An 18,304-nucleotide genomic window follows, 5' to 3' on the forward strand; every position below is an offset into this window, starting at 1 on the left:
GCCTGACGCCTTATCCAAGCTCTGTTCAATCTGGTGATTGCGTTTACGACCGCCGGCCACCGTTCATGGCTTTGTTTGGGGACACAGTGACCCATCACCAGCGCAGCATACGCCTGCCGACGAGATATCCAACCGCCGTCACCGCGGCGATGGCGATCGGATACCAGAGCAGGACGAAAAGCGGACTGTCGTCGGTGCAATTGGAAGCATAAAAGGTGGCTGCGATGCCGCTCGCGGCAAGCCCGGCGACCGCGCCGGCGGCACCCGGATTCTCCGGCGCCCCTTGACGCAGCGCAAAGAGGAAACAGGCAAGCGGACCGATCGACAGCAGCGGAATGAGTGTCAGGCAGAAGCGAGCGTTGTGTCCGATCATGCGCGCGCCCCAGCTATCGGCCGGGATGACCATCAACTCGGCAAGCGCGGCGGCAGCCAGCAGCAGCGGTGCGGCGAGCAACATCCAGCCCCAAGGGCGCAGCGATACGCCGGGGCGGCCGATGCGGAAGACGACGGCCCCGGCGGTGACAGCCAGCGCAATGGTGACGACGAATTTGAACAGGAAGCGCACCGTTTCCATGGCACTGCCGATATCGGCGCGAAAACCGATCGCTGCGAAGAAGATTGGGCCGCTGATGAGGATGCCACCGACGACCGCGAGCGTCAGCGCCTGCCCGATCCGCGTGCGGACCGGCGCATCCTGCGCCAGAAGATTGATGAGGTCATCGGTTTTCACTGGTCTCGCTCCGATATAAGGCGGCAAGCGCCTTCAATGCGCGATGCAGGGCGACGCGCACCGCACCCTCCGTCATCTTCAGCCGACCGGCGGTCTCGCGCACGCTGGCTCCCTCGACGGAGATTGAGCGTACGATAGTCCGCTGCGGATCCTTCAACTGCTCCAACATATGATCGACATCAAGGCGATCCAAGGCATCCGTCTGCTCTTCCGCTTCCAAAATATCGATGACATCGTCGATCGGCACGCTCATATGCCGCCCGCGCCGCCTCAGGCTGTCGATCAGCTTGTTGCGCACGATGGTCGATATCCACGGGCCGATGGGACGCGAGGTGTCCCACGTTCCGCGTTTCAGATGTATCGTCAGCAACACTTCCTGGACCACGTCTTCGGCCTCGCTTGCCGGTGCGCCGAACTGATCGCAGCGCCGGCGCGCCATCGCGCGCAGATAGGGAGTGACAGTGGACAGGAAGCGATGATAGGCCTGCGCATCGCCGTCGACGGCGGCCCGCATCCAGACTGCCCATTCCTCTTCGCGCGCCGAATAATTCATTCGGCATCTCCTTCTACGCGCGACCGCAAGCTTTTGTTACCGGCAATGGTCATTCTTTTGCAAAACCTTGCCTAATCGGATTTCGGCCAAGACAGATGCGCCGAAGATTGGGCGTCATCCGGCGATTCGGCCGCTATCAGGCACGAAAAAGTGCGGCTTGAAAAGGCCGTTGTTCCATGATCCGTCACCTACGCCGCTCGGCCAGCGGTATCTTATCTGCCGCTCCCCAGTATCTCACGGAACCAAACCTTGCGCAGTGCTCCCGGCATACATGCGAAGAATTGAATGATAGACTGCCTCGCAGAAGCTTGGGCGGACGAATGCGTAAAAACAAAGAGATAGAGCGGGAAAGCGACTCCGCGAAACGCTGAACCGCTCTATGGAACATAGCCTATGAAAGACAGCGCCGTTACAGCAGCCATTGCCGGTATGCTGGTATCCGCAGTCGCATCCCTTATCGCGGCTCCTACCGCAGCGGCCAATGGCAAAGCCAAGGAGAAGTGCTACGGCGTGGCCCTCAAGGGTCAGAACGATTGCGCCGCCGGCGCGGGCACTACCTGCGCCGGGACCTCGACGATCGACTACCCAAGAGAATTCCTGGAAGCTGGTTCCAGCCGGAACCTGCGAAGCAATCAAGACGCCGAACGGCCACGGCACCCTGATACAGGGATCGGCGCCTGCCTGATCGAAGCCGTCCCTCAGGAGCCCGGATGTCCGGGCAGGGGTCTACGGATGACCATTTACCGCAGAGCCGGCTCTCCGTGGAATCTGCGGCGGGACGGCTTTGAAACCCCGAAGCCGACTTCCATCATCAGCCTCGGCTTTTGCGTCGGCACGGTGCCCATGTGGAAACCGAAGGGATCCTCGACGAAGCCGAAACCGGCCTTGCCGGTCAACGTGACGGCACTTTCCTCTCCGTAAAATCGAAGGACCTCCTCCGCCGGATGGCCGACCAGGAGTGTCAATTGATGCTTCATCCTCCGCCGCCTGTGGCTGCCCTTGACGAAAACATGCGGGCCCGTGCCTTCATCCACATCGACCAGATTGAAGAAGAACTTCAGCATCCGCCAGTCGTCGAGGTCGAAATGATATTTGTCGAGCGAGGCAAGGCTGCGATCCGCTTCCGAGGCATGCGTCGGAAAACTCCACCAGATGCGCGTGGTTATCACCCGGGCCTGCCCGCCGAGATAATGTCGGGCCACGTCGCCAAGCAGGGGATCGCGCTGAACTGCCAGCACGGCGCCGCAATCAAGCGAACGCTCGAAAAAATGCCCGCTCAGAAGAGACCGCCCGAATCGCGTCTCCGCGTTTCCATGTTCGGGCGCCACGAATTCAAGCTTCCTGTCGAAATTGCCGAAGCAGCCGGTGGTCCGGGCAAATTCGGCAATTTCCCGGTGAATGTTCTCTGGCAGGATCAAGCCGGGAAAAATCCCGTCGGTCCGGAGCGCACTGACGACTGCATCGCACCCGACCCCTGAGAACATCGATTGGCCGGCCCCTGGCCGAGCTACCGGTTGCCTGGTCGCGAACCAGTGCATGCGCCGAAACGGCATCGTCCGGGCCAGCAGAAACATCGGCAGCCAAGCCGGATTTTCCCGCACATCCGTCAAATAGGTGGGTATTCGAACAGCCATTCGCTTCAGACGGCCGCCCTGCCGGGCGATGGACTCCAAGTCATCTGCCGGAGGATTGTGCATAGGTATCCCTTTCTGCACGCGCATTAAATCCAGGGCAACAGGCCGAAGCCCGTTGAAAAATTCGTGGAAGGTAGTCCTTGTTTGGCGCCGCAAGACGCCTGCTGCAGCGCGGCAAATAGAAGCTCCCCAACCGGGGTCAAGGGGCTGAAAAGGCACATTTCTGCTTGGTTGGCGAAAATTCGCGAGACAGTCGCCCTGCGATTTTACAAATGATTTCAAAGACTCACGGCTCGGTTGTCAAATGTTGCTGTATTTTGCTGATAACGAACGGATGGAGGGGCCTTCGCTTCTCCCACGCATCCGCGCCGCAATTTATTTGCCATTGCTTAGGATTAGATCGCTAGGAAGATTTACAGCGAACGGGTGGCCGACCGAGACTGGGGCGAAACCGGAACAGTTTTGTCGAGGCCCATCGCGCAGTCAATTTACAGTCACAATCCTGTTCCGATCATCGGCTAGACGAACGAACTACTACTGCGAAAGAGGGCTCATATGACAGAGACAGACCCGGCGGAAGGTATAGTCGATTTTGACGCGGGCGAAGGCGAAGCGGCGACCGTGGTGATGGATGACTATACGAAAAGCCTCGCCCAGGCGAAAGCCAAGTCCGTCAAGCTTGTCGACGCCATTACCGGCGCAACGCTGAAGAAGAAGGATGCAGTGCACTTCGATGACCTGCGCCCATCGCTTGCGGAATTCATGCGCCAGAAACATCCGGACATCCGCTCCGACGATTATATCAGCCGCAAGGCGATGGACGAGTATCGCGCCCAATATATCGCCGAACTGCTGACGGACGAGCGCGGCGAACTTTCCAACCTGGAAGACGAAGTCGTCGAAAGCCTGAAGACGCACGACACACTCGCCGAGAACATCGAAGAGGACTACGAGGATCATCGCTCCATCGGCGACCGGATGGCCGACATGGTCGCAGCCTTCGGCGGAAGCTGGACCTTCATCATCTCGTTCTGCTTGTTCTTGACAGTGTGGATGGGCATCAACCTCGCCATGGGCGAAAGCAAAGCCTTCGACGCCTATCCCTTCATCCTGCTGAACCTGATCCTTTCGACGATCGCCGCCCTGCAGGCGCCGATCATCATGATGAGCCAGCGCCGGCAGGAAGCAAAGGACCGATTGCGCGCCCTCAACGACTACAAGGTCAACCTGAAAGCCGAACTGGAAATCCGCCACCTGCATGAAAAAGTCGACCATCTCCTCAATCGCCAATGGGAGCGGCTGACGGAAATCCAGCAGATTCAGATCGAGATGATGCTGGAACAGGCCAAGGCGGCCACGCGCGCCCTGAAGGTCAGCAAGGCATCGAAAGTGAAGACCAATGCCCTGAAGAACCTCTTCGGCGGCAAGCCCAAGGCCGAGGAGCCGGACGATTCGACGGAGTAGAGCGACCGGCTTGATAAGTGCTGCCCGCTAGGGCTTGCGTCTCGGCACATGCAGGTGCGTTCAGAGGCCGCTATCGTCGGCCCGGCCTCTTCTCTCGAACAGAAAAATACGCCTGATTTCCTAAGGCTGCGGATGGATAGCCATCCGCGCTCCCGTGGGCGCATATAAGCCGGAAGCCCGCCGGCAGCATAGGCGAACCCCGTCAGGACCGTATTTTTTGCTGTAAACGCAGGCAGCCCTGGCCGCGCTGCCCGGGAGCAACAAGGCACTTTCTGCGATCTCGGCTGCGGGTATTATCGACGACACACGTATAATGTTTTGCGCCGCGTCAGCGGCCGTAGCACCCCAAAATACGACGAGAAAACACACGAACGTTCTCATGCCCCCCTCCTTTACGTTAGAAATTAAACAATAAACCTTTGGTTGTTCATCGTCAATTTGACACTCTTAAGTTAGCCAGAACGGATGAGGCCAGCGCGCGACGAGGCTCCGCCGGATGCGATTTCGCGATGCGGCTTAAGGCGATAGCTGGGATGAGTGCGGAGTTGTAAGGCCGGAAAGGACGCGGAGCGACGTAATACTTACGTGTTAGCCACCATAGTAAGGTTGACTCGCGATTTGCGCGTCCTAAGCTTCAGTTTGGAACTATTACTGAGGTGTCGCCATGACCTACTTCGAGGAGACCAAAAGAATAGCATGCGAAAATGACGCCGGGCGCCGCATCGTCATTATCGAGCAATTGAAATGGCCCAAATTCGCCTTCTCGGACCGACCGGGAGGCCCCGTCTTCGACTACATGACAGAAGACGGCCAGATCGCCAACAAGCTGGACGACGAGAACTTCCTTTTGCTCCTGACGGACGAAGTCTTCCATCGCGCCTAGCGCACCCGCTTTCAGGTGAAACCGGCGGCAAACGGGAAAAATACCCCTGGAGTCAAAAACCGGAGCGACCCTTGTGCGTTCAAATGAACGCACGGCGCTCTGGCTGAATACGTCACACTCCGTCACACAGCGGCAAGCTTCGCACATCCCTCATACAAGATACTCCTAATGCGCAGTCGAACTCGGCGCAAATAGAGAAGGGGGATATAGTTATGGACTACGACTGGGACGGCGTGAAGACACGCCGCATGAAGATATTGAAGGTCGGCATATCATTATTCATCTTCGCGATGACCCTGGTTGGGCCGACGATGTTTCTTTTACATTTTCGGTAGGGACGTTCTTGCAGGCGCGCCGCATTTCGAGTGCGGTGCATTCGACCACTCTGCCACCTCTCCGGTTATGCTGGTCGGCGCGTTTCTCAGCGCGGGCTGTCTCATAGCGATGCGCTAATTGTGGCCGCTACGTGCCGCTATTCTGCCGCCTCGTCAACACTAGGAATTGAACGAGCGTATTGCGCCAATGGCTGTCGGAAGGCGCCTTCTAGCTTGCGGATATGCTCCGACAACCAGTCGAGCATTTCCGGCCAGTTATCCGACTCGTAGCCATCGAATGGATGAGCGTATGATATGCGGCTTTGTTTCTTGTCGTCCAACCGATACCACTTCATCTCTCCTCCAAATCTAACCTCGATCGCTGACTTGTCCGCTACGAGCTGATCGAAGAGCCACTTGTTTTCGTCACGATCGGCACGCGCGAGGTTCATCTCGACGCGAGCCTCGTCGCGAGCAAAAATCATTGTGAAAGGGCAGCCTCTGACACCAGAGCCCGCATTGAGCCAATGGTCGCGGCTTGGATTGACATTGGCAAAGAGAGTGATGCCATCTGCGCGCAGCCTTTCCAGTGCGCGAGCCCAGAACTGGAGTCGGAGCTGATGCCGGCGCGCTTGCACGCCTTGCACGTTCGTCTCCTCAACCTCCTTCGAGGAAATGCCAATCATGTAGTCTGCAGCCTCGGGGGTTGGAATGATCTGCTGCAGGTCGATGAATAGCTCATCGCCGAAGCTGTAGGGCACAACGCGAAAGCACTGCGCACGAATGCCGCGACTGAGCAGCCACAACACTGTCGCGGTCACCTCGCGGCGAAAATTGGCAGCTATGAACATCATGCGCTGGCCGTTGCCGGGGTTCAGCACCGTCTCTTGAAGCTCCTCGACCTCCATGAATTCGCAGATGCGCTCGACTGCCGAGCCACCCCCACAATATCGATCGAGATATTGCTGATAGATCTCGACGATCTGCAGCTTGCTCAGTCCCGACACATAGGCAGTATATTTCAACGCCTGCCAGGTCACGTCACGGCCGGAGTCGTCAAGCTTGTTCTCGATAACGACTAGGTTGCCCGTCTTGTCGAGTGCAAGAAGATCCAGTCGCTCTCGCGTCTCATCGAACCCGTCGAACTCTTTCTGGATGATAAGCAGTTCTTCGCCGAGTGCGTCTGGCTGGTGCACCAGCCATTCCTGCAGATTATCCCGCTCGCGCAACGCAAGCTCACCGAAGCGTTTTTGCGCCAGGCGCGAGATTCTATTCTGGCTTAGATCAACACGAAACATCAGACGACCCTCGCCGGTGTCGCGCCAGCCCTAACAAGCTCGTTATTTCTAAGGCGCATACTTTCATCTCGCGGTCATTCAACTTTCCGATGCATCTTCAGTAGCACGGCCTTATGCCGTAGTGTCAAACCCGATTCGGATGGTGCCAGGGACTACGCATGCTCACAGGTGAAATTCGCTCGAAGTGATCGAACAGATCACCTATCTGCTCTTCGTGCGCGGCCTGGACGATATTCAAACGCGTGAGGAGAACAGCAGGCGCCGGGTTACGATTCTTCATTCGACGTTGCGTCACTATTCGACGCATTTGATTATTGACCGACGCAGCGAAGTTCCGAAGCCGCTAAAAAGTCCGGAAGTTCTCTTCTTGAGACAGCAGGACGCGGAATCCACCGCCTTCGTGCCGAACGCGTGGCTCGCTGTCTGACACATGAGTCGAAAAAGAAATTGGATTACATGCAGACCACTGGCAACCCAGATTTGTCATGGCGGAGAGGGTGGGATTTGAACCCACGATGCCCTTGCAGGCATGCCGCATTTCGAGTGCGGTGCATTCGACCACTCTGCCACCTCTCCGGTTATGCTGGTCGGCGCGTTTTGCAGCGCGGGCGTTCTCATAGCGAGAGAAGGATGGGATGGCAAGGGTGAATATTCAAGCTTTTCATCCTTTTGCCTTGACAGATCACAGGCCCTTATATATCCCGTGCGACGCAATAGGTGTGGATAAGTCCGTGCCTTGGCCGCCCTGCTTTGTGCGGGGCTTCACCGGCAGATCCTTTTCGAGGCCGCAAGCCCCTGAAACTCCTGCTAAATTTAGACTGATAAAAAGACGGCCGCTTGCCTCATGGCGAGAGAGTCGGAACGAACATGAAAGGATAAAAAATGTTCGCAGTCATCAAGACCGGCGGTAAGCAGTACCGTGTGGCAGCAAACGACGTGCTGACCATCGAGAAGCTGGAAGTCACCGCCGGCGATACCGTAGAATTCACCGAAGTCCTCGTTATCGGCGAAGGCGCCGACGCTGCGATTGGTGCTCCCTTCGTCAAGGGCGCTTCCGTCAAGGCCGAAGTGGTCGAGCACAATCGCGGCAAGAAGGTCATCGCCTTCAAGAAGCGCCGTCGTCAGAACTCGAAGCGTTCGCGCGGCCATCGCCAGCATCACACGGTCGTCCGCATCACGGACATCGTGGCTGCCAAGTAAGTAACGGGATCAAGGTTTAAAGGAGAACTCCAATGGCACACAAAAAAGCTGGCGGTTCCTCGCGCAACGGTCGCGATTCCGAATCCAAGCGCCTTGGCGTGAAGAAGTTCGGCGGCGAAACCGTCGTAGCAGGCAACATCATCGTGCGTCAGCGCGGTACGCAGTGGCATCCGGGCGCCAATGTCGGCCTCGGCAAAGACCATACGATTTTTGCGCTTACGGCCGGCAATGTGGACTACCGTACGAAGGCCAATGGCCGCGTCTACGTGTCTGTAATGCCGAAAGCGGAAGCAGCGGAATAAGCCGGTAGCGCTCTAAAACAGCCGGCGTCTCATCGACCCGGCTGACGCATCAGGTTCAGTCAAGAAAAAAGGGGAGATGGGGCGCCATCTCCCCTTTTTCTTTACCCCAACCAAGGAGGACTGAACCATGCAAGGCGAATTGTTAAGGGAAGACCAATCGAGGTCTCCCGAAGAACGGCTGAGGCCGGAGCGGTTAAGGACCGATTGCCCTGTCTTGTTGTCGGAAAGGCTCGTCATGCGCGCGCCCCACGAAGAAGACATCGACGCCCTTGCCCATCTCGCCAACAACGCCAACGTCGCCACAATGGTATCGCGTATGCCGCACCCGTATACGACCAATGATGCCGCCGATTTCGTGCGACGCACGAAGCTTGGCGAGATTGGCAAGTGCGTCTATGCGATCACCAAAGCCGAAAACGGCGCCTTTCTCGGCTGCTGCGGCGTCGAGCCGACGGCCGACCCGGAAACCGTCGAGATCGGCTATTGGCTGGGCGAGCCCTATTGGAACAAGGGCTATATGACGGAAGCCGCCCATGCCCTGATCGACATGGTCTTCCGGACGCGCGAAAACGTCGCCCAGATCGATGCCCGTTGCCGGGTGATGAACGTCGCCTCCAGGCGGGTCGTGCAGAAGTGCGGCTTCCAGTTCCAGGGATCCGGCCTTGCCGCATCGCTGGCGCTCGGCAGCACGGTATCGGTCGAATGGTACCGGCTTGACCGCAAGACCTGGATGTCATTGCGCAGCTGGGGAGGTCTGCGATGAACGCCGCCATCCTCCCTCGCCGCGACGTCAGGATCCTGACGCCCGGACCGACGCCGGTCATCCGGACGGAGCGGCTGACGCTGCGCCCGCACCGGCTCGGCGACGCCGACGCGATGACGGAATCGCTCTCGGATTTCGCCGTCACCCGCATGCTGGCGCGCGTGCCGGTGCCCTATGACCGACAGGATGCCCTGGATTGGCTGATCCCGCGCACCGCCGGCCTCGAGAACGACTGGATGCTGGCCATCACCGAACGGGACGACGTCCATATCGGCTGCGTCGGCATCGATCTTCGGCATGGCCGCTGGCATCTCGGCTATTGGCTGAACCGCTACTACTGGCGGCGCGGCATCATGAGCGAAGCGGTCGCGGCGACGCTCGAGCGCTTCGCCCGCCGCATGCCCGAAGTCGCCGTGTTCTCCGGCGTCTTCGCCGACAATCCGGCGTCGTTGAAGCTGCAGCAAAAGCTCGGTTTCGACATCATCGGCTGCGCGGAAGTCTACAGCTTCGCCCGCAACACCATGGTTCCGCATATCGAAACCGTGCTGAAGCCGGGCGCACTGCGGCTCTCGCAGGCGGCATGAAGCTTCGAAAACCAGTCATCGCCGGCTCTGCCCGGCGATGACACCTCTATCCATCGATCTCGATCCACACCGGAAAATGATCGGACCCATCCGCATCGATATCCACATGGGCCGATCGCAGGCGATCACTGAGCCCGCAACTGATGAAGCAGTAGTCGAGATGCATGCGCTTGTTACGATCATTCGGATCCATCCAGCTATAGGCTTCGGGCTTCAGCCAGCCGGCGGCATCGAGCGCGTCGGTCGGCGTATCGAAGCGCGGCAAGCGACCGTAGAAGACGTCCTTCAGGCCGGCAAGCGCGCAATATTCCGGCGATTCCGGCACCATGTTGAAATCGCCCATAAGGACAAATTCCTCCGGCAGCGGCGGATCGGGGTGACCGATCTCCATGCCGCCCGTCAGCGAACCGCCGTCGCGTGCAAAGTTGATCGCATGGTCCTTGAGATAGTGGATCTGGCGGATGCGCTCGTCCGGAGAGACGTGGTCGAGATGCACGGAATAGGCCCGGATGGCGCCACTGGGCGCATCGATCACCGCTTCAACGGCAACGCGCTGCAGATTGAGCTTGGACAGCGTGCGGCTGCGCGGCAGAAGCAGCGTCCGTGTCGCGACGACCGGCCAGCGCGACAGCACCATGTTACCGAACTGAAAACGCGGATCATGTGGGCCGGCATCCGGCGGCAGCACGTCCAGTCCGGCCCCATAGACGGCATAGTAATCCGGCAGCAACGTGTCGATCGCGGTAACCATGTCGACATGACCGTTGCGGATAAAGCCTCGGGTTACCTCCTGCAAGGCAATGATATCGGCGCCCGCAAGGTTTGCGACGATGCGCTCGAGATCATATCTACCGTCGAGGCCGAAGCCGTACTGGATGTTATAGCTCACCAACTTCACGATAATCTTTGACCTCCGGCTGAACGGCCTATATCGAAGGCGACATGACGGGCAAATGACCGCGCCGCCTGTCCTGGCGGACATGCAGAGGACGCGGTAACAATTGAAAAGAGCGCAGAAACTTTCTTGAATCCCATTTCGATCTCAGGGGTCATGCGCCAATACCGAGTGACGGAAGTAAAATGAAATTCCTCGACGAAGCAAAGGTCTATATTCGGTCTGGTGATGGCGGCGCGGGCAGCGTCTCCTTCCGGCGTGAGAAATTCATCGAATTCGGCGGTCCCGACGGCGGCGATGGCGGCCGCGGCGGCGATGTCTGGGTCGAGGCCGTCAACGGCCTGAATACGCTGATCGATTTCCGCTATCAGCAGCATTTCAAGGCCAAGATCGGCATGCACGGCATGGGCAAGAACCGCGCCGGCGCCAAGGGCGACGACGTGACGCTGAAGGTCCCGGTCGGCACGCAGATTTTCGAGGAAGACGAGGAAACCCTGATCTGCGACCTGACGGCGGAGGGCCAGCGTTTTCGTCTCGCCGCGGGCGGCAACGGCGGCTTCGGCAACGCCTATTTCAAGTCCTCGGTCAATCAGGCGCCGGACTGGGCCAATCCCGGCCTGCCGGGCGAGGAAAAGACCATCTGGCTGCGGCTGAAGCTGATCGCCGATGCCGGCCTCGTCGGCCTGCCGAATGCCGGCAAATCGACCTTTCTCGCCGCCGTCAGCCGCGCCCGACCGAAGATAGCCAACTATCCATTTACGACGCTGCATCCCAATCTCGGTGTCGCGACCATCGACAGCCAGGAATTCATTCTGGCCGACATTCCCGGCCTGATCGAAGGCGCGCATGAAGGTGTCGGCATCGGCGACCGCTTCCTCGGCCATGTCGAGCGTACCCGCGTGTTGCTGCATCTCGTCTCCGCCCAGGAAGAGAAGGTCGGCAAGGCCTATAAGACGGTCAAGCATGAGCTCGAAGCCTATGGCAACGACATCACCGACAAGCCGGAGATCGTCGCGCTGTCGCAGATCGACGTGCTCGACGAGGAGACGCTGAAGAAGAAGACCCGTGAACTGGCGCGAGCTTGCGGCAAGACGCCCTTCCAAATCTCCGCCGTCACAGGCCGCGGCATGACCGAGGTGCTGCGCGCGCTTCGCGATGTGATCGTTGAGGCCAATGCCGGCACTGAGGAAGAGAAGCCGGCAAAGGCGCCGAAGCTGCGCCACCGTGACATGCCGCTCTCCCGCGACGCAGTCGAAGATGAAGGCGACGAGGAGGAACACCAGGGATGACCGCCCGCAAGCCGCTCGATCGCTATCGCCGCATCGTCATCAAGATCGGCTCCGCCCTTCTCGTCGACCGCAAGGCCGGCCTGAAGAAGGCCTGGCTGGACGGAATGTGTGCCGATATTGCCGGGCTGAAGGCCAAGGGCGTCGATGTCCTCGTCGTCTCCTCCGGCGCCATCGCGCTCGGCCGTTCGGTGCTCGACCTGCCTTCGGGCGCGCTGAAGCTGGAGGAAAGCCAGGCGGCGGCGGCCGTCGGTCAGATTTCGCTGGCGCGCGCCTGGTCGGAAAGCCTGTCGCGTGACGATATCGTCGCCGGCCAGATTCTGCTGACGCTCGGCGACACCGAAGAGCGCCGGCGCTATCTCAATGCCCGCGCCACCATCAACCAGCTCCTGAAGATCGGCGCCGTGCCGATCATCAACGAAAACGACACGGTCGCCACCAGCGAAATCCGCTATGGCGACAATGATCGCCTCGCCGCCCGCGTCGCCACCATGACCGGCGCCGACCTGCTGATCCTGCTGTCCGACATCGACGGTCTCTACACCGCTCCGCCGCATCTCGATCCGCAGGCGAAATTCCTCGAAACGATCGCCGAGATCACGCCCGAGATCGAAGCCATGGCCGGCGGCGCTGCTTCCGAACTGTCGCGCGGCGGCATGCGCACCAAGATCGATGCCGGCAAGATCGCCACCGGCGCCGGCTGCGCCATGATCATTGCTTCGGGCAAGACGGATCGGCCGTTGAACGCCGTTGCAAGCGGCGCGCGCTCTTCCTGGTTCGCACCGTCTGGCACGCCCGTCACTGCCCGCAAGACCTGGATTGCCGGACAGTTGCAGCCCGCTGGTGAGCTGCATGTCGACGAGGGCGCCGTCACCGCACTCGGCGCCGGCAAGAGCTTGCTGCCGGCCGGCGTGCGCAGCATCGTCGGCCATTTCGGCCGTGGCGACACCGTTGCCGTCATCGGCCCATCGGGCCGTGAAATCGCCCGTGGCCTTGTCGGTTACGATGCCGAGGAAGCACGCCAGATCACCGGCCGCAAGTCGACGGAGATCGAGGCGACCCTTGGCTATCCCGGCCGCGCCGCCATGGTGCATCGCGACGACCTTGTCATGACCGCCTCCGTCAAGACGAAGGCCGAGAAATTGAAGAAGGATGAAGCCCATGCTTGATACCGTCGCACAAAGCCCCGACATCGATGCGCTGATGAACGATATCGGCCGCAAGGCCCGGGCTGCGTCGCGACCTCTGGCCTTCGCTTCGACCGAGAGCAAGAACAAGGCGTTGCAGGCCATGGCCGATGCCATTCTGGCGCGGAAGGATCATATTCTTGCCGAGAACGCCAAGGACCTGAAAGACGTCGAAGGCACTGATATGCTCGCCTCCTTTGTCGATCGCCTGACGCTGAACGACAAGCGTGTCGCCGAGATGGCCGAAGGCATCCGCGCCATCGCCGCCTTGGCCGATCCGGTGGGCGAAGTCATCGCCGCCTGGGATCGTCCGAACGGCCTGAAGATCGAGCGCGTCCGCACGCCGCTCGGCGTCATCGGCGTCATCTTCGAAAGCCGACCGAACGTCACCGCCGATGCCGGTGCGCTGTGCCTGAAGGCCGGCAATGCCGTGATTCTCCGCTGCGGCAGTGATTCGCGCCGGTCGTCTCAGGCAATCCACGAATGCCTGGTCGAGGGGCTGAAGGTAGCCGGCCTGCCGGAACATGCGATCCAGCTCGTGCCCGTCAGCGACCGGGCAGCCGTTGGCGCTATGCTGCGCGGGCTCGAAGGCAACATCGACGTCATCGTACCGCGCGGCGGCAAAAGCTTGGTTGCTCGCGTTCAGACCGAGGCGCGTGTGCCGGTCTTCGCCCATCTCGAAGGCCTCTGCCACATCTACATCGATGCCTCCGCCGATTTGGAGATGGCGAAGTCCATCGTCGTCAACGCCAAGATGCGCCGCACGGGCATCTGCGGCGCGGCCGAAACACTGCTGGTCGATTCGAAGGTCGCGTCCACCCATCTGAAGCCGCTGCTCGACAGGCTTGCCGCGGCAGGCTGCGAAATCCGCGGTTCCGCCGATGTGCTAAAGCTGGTGCCCGGCCTGAAGGCGGCGACGGAAGAGGACTGGTCGACTGAATATCTGGCCGCGATCATCTCGGTCGCGCTGGTCGACGGCATTTCCGGGGCTATCGCCCATATCGGCAAGTATTCTTCGAACCACACGGAAGCGGTGATTGCCGAGGATCCAGCCGTCGTCGAGCGCTTCTTCACCGAGATCGATTCGGCAATCCTGCTGCACAATGCCTCGACGCAATTTGCCGATGGCGGCGAGTTCGGCATGGGCGCGGAGATCGGCATCGCCACCGGCAAGATGCATGCGCGCGGACCTGTCGGCGTCGAGCAGCTTACCTCCTTCAAATATCGCGTGCGCGGCACCGGACAGATACGGGCCTGACGTGCATAAGGAAGAGATCGATTACCGCTATCTGCGCATGCCACATGCCGAGCGCGGCATGGTAGTCGGTCTTTTCGGCGGCTCCTTCAATCCGCCGCATCAGGGTCATGCGCTGGTGGCTGAAATCGCGCTCCGCCGGCTTGGCCTCGATCAGCTCTGGTGGATGGTGACTCCAGCCAATCCGTTGAAGAGCCGTAATCATCTCGCGCCGCTTGCCGAACGCATCGCGCTCAGCGAGGCGATCACGCATGATCCGCGCATCAAGGTGACGGCTTTCGAGCAGACGCTCGGCATGAGCTACACGGCCAATACGCTCGCCTACGTCAAAGCACGCAATACACACGTTCATTTCATCTGGGTCATGGGCGCCGACAGCCTCAATACATTTCACCGCTGGCAGAAATGGCAGGAGATTGCCCGCACCTTTCCTATCGCCGTCATCGACCGGCCGGGATCGACGCTGTCCTATCTCTCGGCAAAGATGGCCAAGACGTTTCACTATGCGCGCGTCGACGAGGACGATGCCCGGGTATTGTGGAAAAAACCGGCACCCGCCTGGACCTTTATTCACGGTCGGCGCTCGACGTTGAGCTCGACCGCCCTGCGCGCAGCACAATGACCGCCTAGAGCAATTCCAGGAAAAGTGCGCAGCGGTTTTCCGTCCGGAATGCGCAAAAACAAAGGGGTAGAGCGGGAAAGCGATCCCGTGAAACGCTGAACCGCTCTGGACGCGATAGCGAGCCCGAATTTTTCGGAAAAACCCTCCAAAATGAAAAGCCCGACGGGGGAGGAGATCCGTCGGGCTTTCAAACCTGATCAGCAACTGGGAGGAGGATAGTTGCCGATCCATATCGAACGGCATTGGGAGGAGGAGATCGCCGTTTCGATGGTTAAGTTTTAGCAGATTTTACCAAATGATAAAACGCTGATAGCGCAATGCAGCAATGCATTTTCATCATGGCTCTGAAAATGATCTGCCCAAAAAACGCTTCCTTTTCATGATCTGAGCAGGATCACCTTCCGCTTCGCGAGCGGCGCTCCTGAAATCTCCTATGTAATTGCACGATTCTTAACGTTACGTCTTGCGGCGTGAGCTTTCGCCGGCACATTGGGCGAATCAAGCCATGCATTTCTGCAATAACAAAGCTGCCCAATATGCATCGGAAAACCAAATCCCTAGTAAATTCGTAGAGTTACGTCCTCAATAACGCTATGTTTTTCAAAACATATCCCTAGCCAAGCTTCGCCGGCCGTTATATCTCTCGCAATATGACGATACCTTTCGGGAGAAACATGATGGCCTTGAGCCGCCGCCAATGGATCAAACTTGCAACCGCCGCCCTTTCTGCCGCCTGGCTTGGCATGTCTGCCATTCCGGCACCAGCGTTCGCCGCCGACAAGATCACCGTCTTTGCCGCTGCGAGCATGAAAAACGCGCTGGATAACATCGACGCCGCCTTCACCAAGGAAACCGGCAAGCAGGTTACCGTCTCCTATGCGGCAAGCGGACCGCTGGCCAAGCAGCTCGAAAACGGCGCACCGGCCGACGTCTTCATCTCCGCTGATACCGACTGGATGGACTATGTCGCCAAGAAAAAGCTGATCAAGGACGACAGCCGCGTCAACCTGCTCGGCAACAAGATCGTTCTCGTCTCCGCCAAAGACAAGGCCAAACCCGTGGAGATCAAGCAGGGCATGGATCTTGCCGGCCTTCTCGGCGACGGACGCCTGGCGATCGGGCAGCCGGAATCGGTGCCGGCCGGCAAATACGGCAAGGCGGCGCTGGAGAAACTCGGCGTCTGGTCTTCCGTCGAGAAGAAGATCGCCGGTGCTGAAAGCGTGCGCGCCGCGCTCGCGCTGGTTTCGCGCGGCGAAGCGCCCTACGGCATTGTTTACCAGACCGACGTTTCCGCCGATCCGGGCGTCGCCGTTGTCGGCACGTTTCCGGAAGACAGCCATCCGCCGATCATCTATCCCATCGCGATCACGGCCAGCAGCACGAACCCGGACACACAGGCCTATGTCGATTATCTGAAATCGGCTAAGGCTGTTCCGTTCTTCGAGCATGAAGGCTTTACGGCTCTGAAGCCGTGAGCAGCACCGCTCAACCGTAGGCATTCTGTTTGTTTCGACAGGCTCGCCGGACCTTGGCGAGCCTGACATGTCTTTACGAGGCCGGACTTGGGCGCATTGGGTTTGAGCAACGACGAATGGACGGCGATCGAGCTGAGCCTGCGCGTCTCGACCGTTGCCATGCTGGTGAGCCTGCCCTTCGGCATTGCCGCCGCGATGTTGCTCGCGCGCGGTAAATTCTGGGGCAAATCGATCGTCAACGGCATCGTCCACCTGCCGCTGATCCTGCCGCCCGTCGTCACCGGCTTTATCCTCCTCATCCTCTTCGGTCGCAAAGGCCCGATCGGCGCAGTGCTCGACCAATATCTCGGTATCGTCTTCTCTTTCCGCTGGACCGGCGCCGCCCTTGCCTGCGGCGTGATGGGATTTCCGCTGATGGTCAGAAGTATCCGCCTGTCGATCGAAGCGGTCGATCGCAAGCTTGAAGAGGCCGCCGGAACGCTCGGGGCCAGTCCGCTCTGGATATTCCTCACCGTGACCTTGCCGCTGATCCTACCGGGCATCATCGCCGGCATGATCCTGTCCTTCGCGAAGGCGATGGGCGAGTTCGGCGCCACCATCACCTTCGTCTCCAATATTCCCGGCGAAACGCAGACGCTGTCTTCGGCGATCTATACCTTTACACAGGTGCCCGGTGGCGATGCCGGTGCGTTGCGGCTGACGATCGTCGCCATCGTCATTTCCATGGCGGCATTGCTCGCCTCCGAATTCCTCGCCTATCTCGCCGGCAAAAGGGTGGATTGGGAATGACGCTGACCGTCGATATCCGCCATCGATTGGGCGCCTTCTCGCTCGACGCCGCCTTCACCTCCGACGGCGGCGTCACGGCCCTATTTGGCCGCTCCGGCTCAGGCAAGACCTCGATCATCCGCATCATCGCCGGCCTGATCCAACCCGATCATGGGCGCATCGACCTTGACGGCACGGTGCTGGCAGACACCGACAGCCATGTCTTCGTCCCGCGCCACCGCCGTCATTTCGGCTACGTCTTTCAGGAAGCGCGGCTGTTTCCGCATCTTTCCGTGCGGCAGAACCTGAACTACGGCCGCTGGTTCGCGCCGAAAGACGGCCATGGCGAAAGCTTTGATGGGGTCGTTGATCTCCTCGGCATCGCAGCGCTTCTCGATCGAAGGCCCGCAAAACTCTCCGGCGGCGAGAAACAGCGTGTCGCCATTGGCCGCGCCCTGCTGTCGTCACCGCGGCTGCTGCTGATGGACGAACCATTGGCGGCGCTCGATGAGGCCCGCAAAGCCGAGATCCTGCCCTATCTCGAACGGCTCCGCGACGAAACGAAGGTGCCGATCATCTATGTCAGCCATTCCATCGCCGAGGTGGCGCGGCTGGCCAACCGGGTCGTCGTGATGCGCGACGGCAAGGTGGAGGCAACGGGAGCAGCGGTCGACATCTTCAGCCAGCTTTCCGGCCCGCAGGCAATGGACCGTCGCGAAGCCGGCGTTCTGCTGGAAGGCCGTGTGGAGCAAATCGACCGCGGGCACCGCCTGACCGTCGTGGCACTGAAAGCGGCCAAACTCTTCGTGCCCGGCGAAGCGGCTGCAATCGGCAAAGCCGTCCGTGTCCACATCCCTGCGCGCGATGTCATGCTGGCGACGGCCCGACCTGAAGGTCTGAGCGCCCTCAATATCCTCGAAGGCCGGGTGCTTGCCATCGGCACGGCCGCCGACGGTACCGTGGACGTAAAGGTGGATTGCGGCGGCGACAGCGTGCTTGCCCGCATCACGCAGTTTTCGTCTGAACGGCTAGGTTTGCGGATTGGACTGCCCATCCACGCGATCGTCAAGACCGTAGCGCTCGAATCGTAA

The 18,304-nt window shown here is 59.8% G+C and carries 19 protein-coding genes, 1 tRNA gene and 1 pseudogene; 15 read left to right on the plus strand and 6 right to left on the minus strand.

Annotated features, from left to right (window positions below; all coding sequences use genetic code 11):
- Nucleotides 1–94 precede the first annotated feature (94 nt).
- Together QA646_RS16260 and QA646_RS16265 are read right to left on the minus strand one after the other, a co-directional pair.
- A complete protein-coding gene (locus tag QA646_RS16260; protein ID WP_283056444.1) occupies nt 95–730 on the minus strand; it encodes an NrsF family protein in 636 nt (211 codons plus the stop codon).
- On the minus strand, nt 717–1,283 hold the full coding sequence (locus QA646_RS16265) for a sigma-70 family RNA polymerase sigma factor (RefSeq protein WP_283056445.1): 567 nt from the start codon (nt 1,281–1,283) through the stop codon (nt 717–719). The genes QA646_RS16260 and QA646_RS16265 overlap by 14 nt, the downstream gene beginning before the upstream one ends.
- A gap of 393 nt (nt 1,284–1,676) precedes the next feature.
- Between QA646_RS16265 and QA646_RS16270 the strand changes: the two are divergent.
- A pseudogene (locus tag QA646_RS16270) lies at nt 1,677–1,968 on the plus strand (DUF2282 domain-containing protein).
- Nucleotides 1,969–2,023: 55 nt separating this feature from the next.
- Here the strand turns inward: QA646_RS16270 and QA646_RS16275 are convergent.
- Nucleotides 2,024–2,980: a hypothetical protein gene (locus QA646_RS16275; protein ID WP_283056446.1), complete on the minus strand. Its 957-nt coding sequence runs from the start codon at nt 2,978–2,980 to the stop codon at nt 2,024–2,026.
- 492 nt (nt 2,981–3,472) lie between these two features.
- Between QA646_RS16275 and QA646_RS16280 the strand changes: the two genes are divergently transcribed.
- Together QA646_RS16280 and QA646_RS16285 are read left to right on the plus strand one after the other, a co-directional pair.
- Entirely contained in the window at nt 3,473–4,381 is a 909-nt protein-coding gene (locus QA646_RS16280; protein WP_283056447.1) for a DUF1003 domain-containing protein, read from the plus strand.
- A 664-nt stretch (nt 4,382–5,045) separates the two neighbouring features.
- Nucleotides 5,046–5,264, plus strand: coding sequence for a hypothetical protein (locus QA646_RS16285; RefSeq protein WP_028751596.1), 219 nt, complete (start codon nt 5,046–5,048; stop codon nt 5,262–5,264).
- A 472-nt stretch (nt 5,265–5,736) separates the two neighbouring features.
- On the opposite strand, the gene QA646_RS16290 is transcribed toward QA646_RS16285, so the two are convergent.
- Nucleotides 5,737–6,876 carry a DUF4268 domain-containing protein gene (locus tag QA646_RS16290; RefSeq protein ID WP_283056448.1) on the minus strand — a complete coding sequence of 380 codons (1,140 nt, stop codon included), beginning with the start codon at nt 6,874–6,876 and terminating at the stop codon, nt 5,737–5,739.
- 184 nt (nt 6,877–7,060) lie between these two features.
- Here QA646_RS16290 and QA646_RS16295 point away from each other — a divergent pair, with 184 nt between their 5' ends.
- A complete protein-coding gene (locus tag QA646_RS16295; protein WP_283056449.1) occupies nt 7,061–7,303 on the plus strand; it encodes a hypothetical protein in 243 nt (80 codons plus the stop codon).
- A gap of 59 nt (nt 7,304–7,362) precedes the next feature.
- Here the strand turns inward: QA646_RS16295 and QA646_RS16300 are convergent.
- Nucleotides 7,363–7,452: transfer RNA gene (locus tag QA646_RS16300), tRNA-Ser, on the minus strand.
- Between the two features lie 306 nt (nt 7,453–7,758).
- Here QA646_RS16300 and rplU point away from each other — a divergent pair.
- The 4 genes from rplU to QA646_RS16320 all read left to right on the plus strand — a co-directional run bounded on the left by rplU (nt 7,759) and on the right by QA646_RS16320 (nt 9,725).
- Complete coding sequence (rplU, locus tag QA646_RS16305; RefSeq protein WP_028753733.1) at nt 7,759–8,076, plus strand: 50S ribosomal protein L21; 318 nt, start codon at nt 7,759–7,761, stop codon at nt 8,074–8,076.
- Nucleotides 8,077–8,108: 32 nt separating this feature from the next.
- Nucleotides 8,109–8,378, plus strand: a complete 270-nt coding sequence (gene rpmA, locus QA646_RS16310) for a 50S ribosomal protein L27 (RefSeq protein ID WP_283056450.1) — start codon at nt 8,109–8,111, stop codon at nt 8,376–8,378.
- 127 nt (nt 8,379–8,505) lie between these two features.
- Nucleotides 8,506–9,141 carry a GNAT family protein gene (locus QA646_RS16315; RefSeq protein ID WP_283056451.1) on the plus strand — a complete coding sequence of 212 codons (636 nt, stop codon included), beginning with the start codon at nt 8,506–8,508 and terminating at the stop codon, nt 9,139–9,141.
- Nucleotides 9,138–9,725: a GNAT family N-acetyltransferase gene (locus QA646_RS16320; RefSeq protein ID WP_283056452.1), complete on the plus strand. Its 588-nt coding sequence runs from the start codon at nt 9,138–9,140 to the stop codon at nt 9,723–9,725. Before QA646_RS16315 ends, QA646_RS16320 begins: the two co-directional genes overlap by 4 nt.
- Nucleotides 9,726–9,771: 46 nt before the next feature.
- On the opposite strand, the gene QA646_RS16325 is transcribed toward QA646_RS16320, so the two are convergent.
- Nucleotides 9,772–10,623 carry an endonuclease/exonuclease/phosphatase family protein gene (locus tag QA646_RS16325; protein WP_283056453.1) on the minus strand — a complete coding sequence of 284 codons (852 nt, stop codon included), beginning with the start codon at nt 10,621–10,623 and terminating at the stop codon, nt 9,772–9,774.
- A 182-nt stretch (nt 10,624–10,805) separates the two neighbouring features.
- On the opposite strand from QA646_RS16325, the gene obgE reads away from it, so the two are divergent.
- The 7 genes from obgE (at nt 10,806) to modC (ending at nt 18,304) form a co-directional block, all read left to right on the plus strand.
- On the plus strand, nt 10,806–11,909 hold the full coding sequence (gene obgE / locus QA646_RS16330; RefSeq protein ID WP_283056454.1) for a GTPase ObgE: 1,104 nt from the start codon (nt 10,806–10,808) through the stop codon (nt 11,907–11,909).
- Nucleotides 11,906–13,075 carry a glutamate 5-kinase gene (proB, locus tag QA646_RS16335; protein WP_283056455.1) on the plus strand — a complete coding sequence of 390 codons (1,170 nt, stop codon included), beginning with the start codon at nt 11,906–11,908 and terminating at the stop codon, nt 13,073–13,075. The genes obgE and proB overlap by 4 nt, the downstream gene beginning before the upstream one ends.
- Nucleotides 13,068–14,351, plus strand: coding sequence for a glutamate-5-semialdehyde dehydrogenase (locus QA646_RS16340; protein WP_283056456.1), 1,284 nt, complete (start codon nt 13,068–13,070; stop codon nt 14,349–14,351). Before proB ends, QA646_RS16340 begins: the two co-directional genes overlap by 8 nt.
- A 37-nt stretch (nt 14,352–14,388) precedes the next feature.
- A complete protein-coding gene (locus tag QA646_RS16345; protein WP_283058892.1) occupies nt 14,389–14,970 on the plus strand; it encodes a nicotinate-nucleotide adenylyltransferase in 582 nt (193 codons plus the stop codon).
- A 677-nt stretch (nt 14,971–15,647) separates the two neighbouring features.
- Nucleotides 15,648–16,445, plus strand: coding sequence for a molybdate ABC transporter substrate-binding protein (modA, locus tag QA646_RS16350; RefSeq protein WP_283056457.1), 798 nt, complete (start codon nt 15,648–15,650; stop codon nt 16,443–16,445).
- Between the two features lie 87 nt (nt 16,446–16,532).
- Entirely contained in the window at nt 16,533–17,234 is a 702-nt protein-coding gene (gene modB / locus QA646_RS16355) for a molybdate ABC transporter permease subunit (protein WP_283056458.1), read from the plus strand.
- Complete coding sequence (modC, locus tag QA646_RS16360; protein ID WP_283056459.1) at nt 17,231–18,304, plus strand: molybdenum ABC transporter ATP-binding protein; 1,074 nt, start codon at nt 17,231–17,233, stop codon at nt 18,302–18,304. Before modB ends, modC begins: the two co-directional genes overlap by 4 nt.

The organism is Rhizobium sp. CB3090 (assembly GCF_029714285.1).
In the GTDB taxonomy this organism is placed as follows: domain Bacteria; phylum Pseudomonadota; class Alphaproteobacteria; order Rhizobiales; family Rhizobiaceae; genus Rhizobium.